We start from the raw sequence: 9,500 nt of genomic DNA, 5'->3' as shown, positions 1-9,500 counted from the left end.
CGGTTTCAGCCGCCGTGATGTTCTATCGCGGCGTGCGTCTTCCTCTCGATCGCGGGATTTCTACACACATGAACATCATTTGGGCGCGCTCGATTGTGTCGCTCGTGCTGCTTGCTGTTCTGTGCGTGGCGCTCGGCGCATTCGCCGGCGTCAAGGCGGCGTTGATAGTCGCGGTGATCGCGCTCGTCGCTCAGGGTTTCTTTGCGCTCTATCACACGCAGCGCCTCTGGCGCCTGCTCGATGCGCCCGTGTACGGCGAAGTGCCGAGCGCGCCGGGCGTCTGGGGCGAAATCTACTATCGGCTGCACAAGCTCGCGAAGCGCTGGCACGCGCAGGTGCGGCAAGTCGAGCAGCAGCATTCGCGTTTCATACAGGCGATCCAGGCGTCGCCGAACGGCGTCGCGATGCTCGACGATCACGATCAGATCGAATGGTGCAACGCGATCTCCGAGGATCACTTCGGTCTCGACGCGAAGCGCGATTTGCGTCAGCACGTGACGCATCTCGTGCGCCGTCCGGAGTTCGTCCGCTATCTGAATTCGCAGCGCTACGACGACATGCTCATCATGCGCGGCATGGGCGACAAGCGTCAGAACGTGCTGTCGGTGCAGGTGTTTCCGTATGGAGAGAATCGCAAGCTCGTCCTGTCGCAGGACATTACGGAACTCGAGCGCACCGATTCGATGCGGCGCGATTTCGTCGCGAACGTATCGCATGAATTGAAGACGCCGCTCACCGTGCTGTCGGGTTTTCTCGAGACGATGCGCGAGTTGCCGCTCGGCGAAGAAGAGCGCACGCGCTATCTGGAACTGATGGAGCAGCAGGCGTCGCGCATGCGGCACATCGTCGACGACTTGCTCGTGCTCGCGAAGCTCGAGGGCGACAACAAGCCGCCGAGCGATCACCTCATCGACATGGGTTCGGTGGTGCGGCATCTGCGCGAGGACGCGGCGACGCTCTCGGGTGAGCGGCAGCGGATCACGTTCGATGTCGACGAGACGCTGACCGTCAAGGGCGTCGAGACGGAAATCCTGAGCGCGCTCGGCAATCTGGTGACGAACGCGATCCGCTATACGCCGGACGGCGGCACCATCCACGTCGAGTGGCGGATGATCGGCAATAGCGCGGTGTTCTCGGTGACGGACAGCGGTTTCGGCATTCCTGCAGCGGACATTCCGCGCCTGACCGAGCGGTTCTATCGCGTCGACCGGAGCCGTTCGCGCGATACGGGCGGCACCGGGCTTGGGCTCGCGATCGTCAAGCACGTGCTGCAACGGCACGACGCGGTACTCGATGTGAAGAGCGAAGAAGGGCGCGGGAGCACGTTCACGGTGCGCTTCCCCGCGCAGCGCTCGATACGCCATCAGACGACGCACGCCTAACGCGCCATTCGACGCGCCGGCGGTCTGCCGATCGGAACTTCAAACGAGACGAACCGGCCGCCGGCGCGGCCGAAGCCGCGCACTCCCCATTACGAACAGAACTTGGCGAGCAAGTTGAGTTGCGCGTTGCGTATCGACTTGCCCGGCCGCCGGCGCCGATAGTGCCCGTCGCTTTGCATGATCCACGCGCATTGGTTGTCGCCGATGAACGCCGACAAGCCTTCTGCAATCACGCGGCGCTTCAGACGCCGGTTCGTGATCGGAAACGCCACTTCGACGCGACGGAAGAAGTTGCGATCCATCCAGTCGGCGCTCGACAGATAGACGTTTTCTGCGCCGTCCGCATAGAAATAGAAGATCCGGTGATGCTCGAGGAAGCGCCCGACGATCGAGCGCACCGAGATGTTCTCCGACAGCCCGGCCACGCCCGGCTGCAGCGAGCACACGCCACGCACGATCAAATCGATCTTCACGCCCGCTTGCGACGCTTCGTATAGCTCGGCGATGATCGTCGGTTCGAGCAGCGCATTCATCTTCGCGACGATGCGCGCCTTCTTGCCCGCGCGGGCGTGTTCGGCTTCCGCGCGAATCGCTTCGACGAGCCGCGGATGCAGCGTGAACGGCGACTGCCACAACTCGTTCAGCGACAATTCACCGCCGATGCCGGTCAACTGCTGGAACACGTGATGCACGTCCTCGCAGATTTTCTGGTCGGCGGTCATCACGCCGAAGTCGGTATAAAGCCGCGCGGTGCGTGGATGGTAGTTGCCGGTGCCGAGGTGCGCGTAGCGCTTGAGCACCGACTTGCCGCCGACCGTCACGCGCCGCACGATCAGCACCATTTTCGCGTGGCACTTGTGACCGACGACGCCGTACACCACATGCGCGCCCACCGCTTCGAGCTGCGCGGCCCAGTTGATGTTGGTTTCCTCGTCGAAGCGCGCGAGCAGCTCGACGACGACTGTCACTTCCTTGCCGTTGCGCGCCGCCTGCATGAGCGCGTCCATCAGCGGCGAATCGGTGCCGGTGCGGTAGATCGTCTGTTTGATCGCGACGACGTTCGGGTCTTTCGCCGCTTGCAGCAGCAATTCGAGAACCGGCTGGAAGCTCTCGTACGGGTGATGCAGCAGGATGTCGCCTTGGTCGATGGCATCGAACAGGTTCGCCGAATTCGCGATCGACGACGGAATCGCCGGAATATGCGGGACGAATTTCAGGTCCGGCCGGTCGACCATCTCAGGCAACTGCATCAGGCGCACGAGATTGACGGGACCGTCGACGCGATAGCAGTCCTTCTCGGTCAGGCCGCTCTCGTCGAGCAGCCGCTTCACCAGATAGGGCGGCGTTTCAGCCGACACCTCGAGCCGCACCGCATTGCCTAGATGGCGTGCCGGCAATTCGCCCTGCAGCGCGACACGCAGGTTCGTGATTTCGTCCTCGTCGACGAACAGTTCGCTGTTGCGTGTGATGCGGAATTGGTTGCAGCTGCGCACGACGAGGTTCGGAAACAACTCGTTGACGAAGCGCTGCATCAGCGAGCTCAGCAGCACGAAGCCGTGCGCGAAGCCCGACAGCTCCTGCGGCATGCGCACGAGGCGCGGCAGCGCGCGCGGCGCTTGCACGATGCCCATTACCGCTTGGCGGCCGAACGCGTCCTTGCCCTCGAGTTCGATCGCGAAGTTCAGGCTCTTGTTGAGCACCCGCGGAAAGGGGTGAGCAGGGTCGAGGCCGATCGGCGTCAGCACCGGCAGCAGCTCGTTGAAGAAGTACTGGCGCGCCCATTCGGTCTGCGCCTCGTTCCACATGTCGGTGCCGTGGAAGTAGATGCCTTCCTGTTCGAGCGCCGGAAGAACCGTGTCGTGCAGCATCGCGTACTGGCGGTGCACCAGCTTTTGCGCACGCTCTACGACAAGGTCATACACGTGTTGGAGCGACATGCCGTCCGGCGACAGCGTGCCGGGATTGTCGCGCATCTGTTCCTGCAGCCCGGCCATGCGGACTTCGAAGAACTCGTCGAGGTTGCTGCTCGTGATGCATATGAAGCGCAGCCGTTCGAGCAAAGGGACTGAGGGATCGGCCGCTTGCGCAAGCACGCGCTCGTTGAAATCCAGAATGCCCAGCTCGCGGTTGAGAAGCGGGTAGCGTTGGGCCATCTGCGGGGTGAAGGAGGGGTCGATGGGGGCTTCGAAGGGTCGCTCGGAAATTCTCACAATTTGGTGACAGGCTCGTGACGTACGCGTTGTCATCAATTTTACGCGGTATTTCATCTAATTTGACGCAGGGAGATCGGTATTCGGCGTTCGGTCGCACATGATGTGCCACGCATGGCACTACGGGGGCTGTATGCGTAAAATGGCGTCTTTGAATCGCGCTAGTGCCCCAACGTCACGGGCAAAGTCGCGTTCGCGCACGGAGCCCCTCTACCCGATGGTTACAACACCACATCTTCTGGCCTCCGTCGATCTCGGCTCGAACAGCTTCCGGCTTATCGTCGGACGCGTCGAGGAGACACCAGCCGGCAGTCAAATCTATCAAGTCGACGCATTGCGCGAACCGGTACGGCTTGCGGCAGGGCTGTCGGCGGACAAGCTGCTCGATCGTGCGTCGCAAGTGCGCGCGTGGGACGCACTCAAGCGCTTCGGCGAGCGCCTGCGCGATTTCCATCCCGATCACGTTCGGGCCGTCGCGACCAACACGCTGCGCGTAGCGAAAAACGCGCGTGAATTTCTCGTCGAGGCCGAAGCGGCGCTCGGCTTTCCGATCGAAGTGATCGCAGGCCGCGAAGAGGCGCGCCTGATTTATGCGGGCGCCGCGCATTCGGTGCCCGCGATCTCGGGCAAGCGGCTCGTCGTCGACATCGGCGGCGGCTCGACCGAATTCATCATCGGTTCGCACTACACGCCGCTCCACATGGAGAGCCTCTATATCGGCTGCGTGAGTCACAGCCGCGCGTTCTTTCCGGCCGGCAACGTCGACGAATACACGATGCGGCAGGCCGAACTCGCCGCCAAGCGCGAGATTCAGATCATCTCGAGCGAGTACAAGCAGACCGGCTGGGATCAGGCGATCGGCTCGTCGGGCACCGCGCGGGCGCTGGCCGAGCTCGTCGAGGCCAACGGCTTCAACGACTCCGGCATCACGCACGGCATTTCGCGCGGCGGTCTCGAGCGGCTCAAGCGCGCGCTCATCAAGGCCGAGAACGTCAATCGGCTCAAGCTCGTCGCACTGAAGCCCGACCGCGTGCCCGTGCTGGCGGGCGGTCTGTCGATCATGCTGGCCGTGTTCGAAGAGCTTGGTGTCGACTATGTCGATACCACGGACGGCGCGTTGCGCCTCGGCGTGCTGTACGACTTGCTCGGACGCTCGCAGCACGAGGACATGCGCGCGGTCACGGTCGAAGGCTTCATGCGGCGCTACGGCATCGATCGCCCGCAGGCCGACCGCATTCGCGATCTCGCGATCGGCTTCTACGATCAACTGAAGGAACCGGACGCAGAGATCGCCGAGGAAAACCGCATGTTCGTCGGTTGGGCCGCGGCGTTGCACGAGATCGGGCTATCGATTTCGCATAGCGCGTACCACAAGCACTCGGCCTACATCGCGAGCAACGCGGACATGCCCGGCTTCTCGCGCACCGATCAGGCGCGTCTGGCCGCGCTCGTGCTGGGCCATGCGGGCAAGCTCGGCAAGCTGTCGCAATCGCGCGACGTCGAATGGCCGTTGCTGTTCTGTCTGCGTCTCGCGGCGCTGCTGTGCCGGCGGCGCACCGACGTCGGGCTGCCCGGCATACTGGTGGCGCAGGCGAACGGCGGCTATGAGGTGAGGGTGCCGAACGAGTGGGTCACGAACAATCCGCTGACCGACTACAGCCTGATCCAGGAAGCGGCCGAGTGGGAAAAGGTTGGCATTCCGTATCGCGTGGTTTACACGGACGACTAATCAAGCGGTGTTGCTCGGTATCGAATGACAAAGCCCGGTGCGTTGAAGCAACCGGGCTTTTCTTTTCCTGTGCGCAGGAAGTCGTTAGCGCGGCAGTGCGTCGCCGAGGAAGTGGCGGGCGTAGCGCGCGTTGATGTCCGACAAGCGGAACAGCGTCAGGAAATCGGCGCAGTTGAAGTCGGGATCCCAGGCCGGCGCGCCGCAAATCTTCGCGCCAAGACGCAGGTAGCCTTTGATCAGCAGCGGCGGGGCGACTTGCACGCCCGTTTGCAGTTCGTCGACCGGCAGCGGCGTGTGCGGGAAGGCGCGGTATTCCGGCGCCGTCAGCGAGTGGTCGCGCAGCGAGCAGTAGAGGTTCGCTGCGAAGTGGCCGCCGTCGGCCATCGGCACGCTCGCACAGCCGAGCATCGTTTCGTAGCCGTTTTGCGTCATGTACGCGCCGAGACCGCCCCACAGCGACATGATCACCGAGCCGCTGCGGTAGTCGGGGTGCACGCACGAGCGGCCCACTTCGACCATCTTAGAGCGCAGGTGCGTCAGGCGCGACAGATCGAATTCGCCTTCCGCGTAGAGGCGGCCGATGCGGGCGGCCTGATGCGGCGGCAGCACGCGATAGGTGCCGACCACTTTGAGCGTGTCGAGATCGCGTACGAGCAGGTGATCGCAGTAGGCGTCGAAGGAGTCGACGTCGAGGCCGGCGGGGCCGGCGACTTGCGCGCCCATTTCGTCGGCGAAGACGCGGTAGCGCAGCCGCTGTGCTTCGCGAAGCTCCTCTTCGGTACGCGCCCAGGCCACTTGCAGACGGTGCTGCGCGGTGACCGTTTCTTCCGCGCGCGGCAGACGGCGGCGGGAATCGAGGGGGATCGAGGCGAGGGGCAGGTCAGGCGTCGGCAGTTCTCGCATGAGTCTTCCTGATCGAGATTGGTCGGATGCAACGTTCCCGCCAATGTAGTAACCAGGGATGACTTTTGCGTGGCAAATCCATGTCTTTCAGATGACATGTTGTCATGCCGACACACCGCTTTCATGCAAGGTCGGGGGATATGACAGCACGTACGATCACTTGATCGTCGCCGTTGCGCTCGCGTTTGTAGAGCCACCAGAGACCGCCTTTCTTGATGGCCCAGTCGGTTTCCTGGCCCGTCACCAGGAACGATGCAACGCGTCCGAGCGTGGGCTGATGGCCGACGATGACGACCGTCGGCGCGATGCCGTCGGGCCATGCCGCGGCCTCCAGTACGTCCTGCATGCTCGCGCCGGGCGCGATTTCCTTCGCGACGCGGTATTGGTCCGTCAGCGGCTCGACCGTTTGCACGGTGCGCGCGGCGGGGCTGACCAGTATCACGGCATCCGGCTCGAGGCGAGTGCGCAGCCATTTGGCGACCGTCAGCGCCTGCTTGCGCCCGCGAGGGGTGAGCTGGCGGGCGAGGTCGCTCGACGCGGTGTCTTCGGCTTCGGCGTGGCGCCATAGGATGAGGTTCATGGTCGGCTCCGTTGTGCGTGCACCAAGGTGATGGGCTGAGACTATATCGGCCGCTGGCCGGCCCGTGAAGGCGGAATTCGCGATTGACCGGGGAGGTGAGTTCACGCTAGAATCGAAAATTCGTCGGAGCGTAGCGCAGCCTGGTAGCGCATCTGATTTGGGATCAGAGGGTCGAAGGTTCGAATCCTTTCGCTCCGACCAATATTCCCAATGGTCTCTGCAAGATTGCAGGGACCATGTCTAATTCGCCGTCTCATGAACGTCTAATGTTTTATGGCGGCGTGTCGTTACCAAGTGTGTTCGGTAGGCAACCCCACGTCATCAAATCGGCATGGTAATCTGCGGGCTAAACCACGGTCGATTTGCAGGTAGGTAGAAATTACCTATTGACAGGCGGATTGATCTGACTCAAACGAAAAATGCCAGCTATCGCGCAGCCTAAGAATCGCGAGTTGATCGACCGCATCAACGAGTTGCAGGGAGCGTCCCAGTATTTCGTCGATCCATCCACGATTTCGTCGATGACTCGCGAGTGGCGGTTGCTCAAGCGAGAGATCGATGCGTTATTTGCTGTCGATGCTTGTTCGGCATGGGAACTCGCCGGCATGTGGTTTGCCTTGGCTGGGGATCGCGACGGAATGGAGCGGGCTTTTTCAAAGAGTCTGGCATTGGGTGTTTCGGTCAGTAACCATCTAAACTTAATGGTTAATCGGCTGAACTTGGGCATGTTTTCTGCTGCTCAAGAGGTATACAGGGAAGTCGGTGCACCTGAAGCGGGTGTATTCACGACGATGGTCCAAGATGGGATCACCGCCGGAGCGATCTTCACGGTCGCTCGTTTCGCCGAGAGGGCTCAAGAAATGGGCATCGAATGGAATGACGGCGATTGGGGTAGTGAATTGACGAAGGCAGCGGCCGTCCTGCGCAAATCTGGAATTTCGGAAGAGCAAATCGCTCGTCACCTCGACATCGCTGGTGACGTCTTGATTCGCCATGGTGTACGACCGCGGGTCGTGCCAGCTATTACCTCTGCTCCGGGGTTCTTCGAGGGGGTGACTTACCTTCTCACAGTGCCTGTGACCCCGAATGAAGCGTTCGATATGAATATCGAATTGGCTATGGCCGAAGACGCGGCCGGCATCGCGAAGGATGTAGCGTTTGACGTCGTGTTTGAGGCCGCCGAAGCATGAGTTCCACGCCACGCCAGCTCGTTGATTGCGCAGCAGCGATGTTGCAAGGTGCAACCGACGAACCTCAGTTTCGGGCTATCTGCAGCCGGGCTTACTATGCTGCTTTTCATGCTGCGAATGAATTCCATAATGCGCTGCCTGCCCCAGGGTCAGTCGGAAATGCCAACGGCCGTCATGAACAGTTGATTGCGCAGCTTGCGAATCCACAGATTAGCAAGAACAACAAGCGCTATCACGTTTCTCAGGCTCTTAGCAAAAGTCTTAGACCTTTGATCGCTGCGCGCGTGTTGGCTGACTACGAGATACATCTCTCAGTCGACGCTGCTACTGCCGCGTCGACGGTCACAGGTGCCGATACGTTGATCACAAAGGCGGTCTGAACCGCGCGGCGCTATCAAATTGGCTGTTCGCGATCGGTACCGAGCGTCTCACGCTGACTTCGACACCGGTAATTGCAACCTAATTTCGGCAACGGGTGCGCTACGCTGCTTGATATATGTTTCGGTCATCTTCTCATCCGTGTGCGCCGCAGCAATTTGTAGCGCCTTGACGTCATAACCGGCACGCTCGCCGTCCGTCAGCGCCTTCGCGCGGATATCCTTCACCGTATATTTCATGTGGCCGAGCTCGGCGCGCTCTGCCGCGGCTTTCCATGCCTTCAGAACCGTGTTGGCCGCATAGCGTTTGCCTCTGCGCGTATGCACCACTGGCAGATCGCCGATGCTAGGGCGACCGTCGATCTCTTGGACGCGCGCGAGCACGGCGGCGATCTCCGGCGTGATCTTGAAGTCGACGCGCACGCCGCTCGAATCCTCAGTCTTCGACGGCACGAAGTGAATCACTCCGGCGGCGCGATCGATGTCAGACCAGCGCAGGTTCCGGATCTCGGTCGAACGCTGTGCTGTCAGGTAGCACAGATCCACGATGCATTGCATCATTGGACCGGTCGGCACCTCGGCGGTCACGTCCTTTCCAGCGCGCTCGTATGTGACTTCGAGCATGGCTGCGCGGATCGCGGCAAAGTGCTCATCGGTTATATAGGTCTGGCGCGCCTTCGGTTTTTTCAGCTTCACTTCCTTGCAGGGGTTCGTGTCGCGCCTGCCATTATCGACACACCACTGAAAGAAACCCGATAGAAAGGCGCGCATGACGCGCTGCATGTGCAGCTTGCCGGCATATTTGACCTTCAGCCAGTTCGAGATGTGCGTCGGCTTTACGTCGACCACGTTGACCTTGCGGAAGCCGTTTCCGGCGTAGTCGCCATATTTCGGCCACGCCTTTTCCTTGTGCTCGCCTCGCTTCTCCCGCACGTACTGATCGATCAGCGGGCGCATGTCGCCGGTTCCCTCTGGGCGCTCGAGCTTTTTCCGTTCGGCGCCCAGCCTCTCGACAAGTTTCGTTTCGCCTTCCTCGATAGCGCACAACCGGATCCACCGGCCGGAGATTGGTTCTGACCAGTACCAGGCGCCGTGCTTTGGGTACACACGCGGGTATTTAGCTTTCTTC

At 61.5% G+C, this 9,500-nt stretch carries 8 protein-coding genes and 1 tRNA gene; 5 read left to right on the top strand and 4 right to left on the bottom strand.

All coding sequences use genetic code 11. From position 1 onward, the window contains the following. The first annotated feature begins 68 nt into the window (after nucleotides 1-68). On the top strand, nucleotides 69-1,382 hold the full coding sequence (gene phoR, locus FAZ95_RS14055) for a phosphate regulon sensor histidine kinase PhoR (protein WP_137333024.1): 1,314 nt from the start codon (nucleotides 69-71) through the stop codon (nucleotides 1,380-1,382). A gap of 89 nt (nucleotides 1,383-1,471) precedes the next feature. On the opposite strand, the gene ppk1 is transcribed toward phoR, so the two are convergent. Beyond that, nucleotides 1,472-3,535, bottom strand: a complete 2,064-nt coding sequence (gene ppk1, locus FAZ95_RS14050) for a polyphosphate kinase 1 (RefSeq protein WP_137333023.1) — start codon at nucleotides 3,533-3,535, stop codon at nucleotides 1,472-1,474. A 199-nt stretch (nucleotides 3,536-3,734) separates the two neighbouring features. Between ppk1 and ppx the strand changes: the two genes are divergently transcribed. Continuing rightward, nucleotides 3,735-5,321, top strand: a complete 1,587-nt coding sequence (gene ppx / locus FAZ95_RS14045) for an exopolyphosphatase (RefSeq protein WP_437437700.1) — start codon at nucleotides 3,735-3,737, stop codon at nucleotides 5,319-5,321. An 84-nt stretch (nucleotides 5,322-5,405) separates the two neighbouring features. On the opposite strand, the gene FAZ95_RS14040 is transcribed toward ppx, so the two are convergent. Beyond that, nucleotides 5,406-6,224 carry a GNAT family N-acetyltransferase gene (locus FAZ95_RS14040; RefSeq protein WP_137333021.1) on the bottom strand — a complete coding sequence of 273 codons (819 nt, stop codon included), beginning with the start codon at nucleotides 6,222-6,224 and terminating at the stop codon, nucleotides 5,406-5,408. Between the two features lie 121 nt (nucleotides 6,225-6,345). Continuing rightward, entirely contained in the window at nucleotides 6,346-6,804 is a 459-nt protein-coding gene (locus FAZ95_RS14035) for a SixA phosphatase family protein (protein ID WP_137333020.1), read from the bottom strand. 124 nt (nucleotides 6,805-6,928) lie between these two features. On the opposite strand from FAZ95_RS14035, the gene FAZ95_RS14030 reads away from it, so the two are divergent. The 3 genes from FAZ95_RS14030 to FAZ95_RS14020 all read left to right on the top strand — a co-directional run bounded on the left by FAZ95_RS14030 (nucleotide 6,929) and on the right by FAZ95_RS14020 (nucleotide 8,374). Next, nucleotides 6,929-7,005: transfer RNA gene (locus FAZ95_RS14030), tRNA-Pro, on the top strand. Nucleotides 7,006-7,256: 251 nt separating this feature from the next. Continuing rightward, nucleotides 7,257-7,994 (top strand): hypothetical protein, encoded by a 738-nt coding sequence (locus FAZ95_RS14025; RefSeq protein ID WP_137333019.1) that lies wholly within the window; start codon nucleotides 7,257-7,259, stop codon nucleotides 7,992-7,994. Next, nucleotides 7,991-8,374 carry a hypothetical protein gene (locus FAZ95_RS14020; protein WP_137333018.1) on the top strand — a complete coding sequence of 128 codons (384 nt, stop codon included), beginning with the start codon at nucleotides 7,991-7,993 and terminating at the stop codon, nucleotides 8,372-8,374. Before FAZ95_RS14025 ends, FAZ95_RS14020 begins: the two co-directional genes overlap by 4 nt. Nucleotides 8,375-8,422: 48 nt before the next feature. Here FAZ95_RS14020 and FAZ95_RS14015 read toward each other — a convergent pair whose 3' ends face one another. Then, the gene (locus FAZ95_RS14015; protein ID WP_254699702.1) at nucleotides 8,423-9,418 is read right to left on the bottom strand and encodes a tyrosine-type recombinase/integrase; all 996 of its coding nucleotides are present in this window, start codon (nucleotides 9,416-9,418) and stop codon (nucleotides 8,423-8,425) included. Nucleotides 9,419-9,500: the final 82 nt, after the last annotated feature.

Source organism: Trinickia violacea (assembly GCF_005280735.1).
GTDB lineage: Bacteria > Pseudomonadota > Gammaproteobacteria > Burkholderiales > Burkholderiaceae > Trinickia_A > Trinickia_A violacea.
This window is presented reverse-complemented; position numbering and strand designations above follow the sequence as displayed.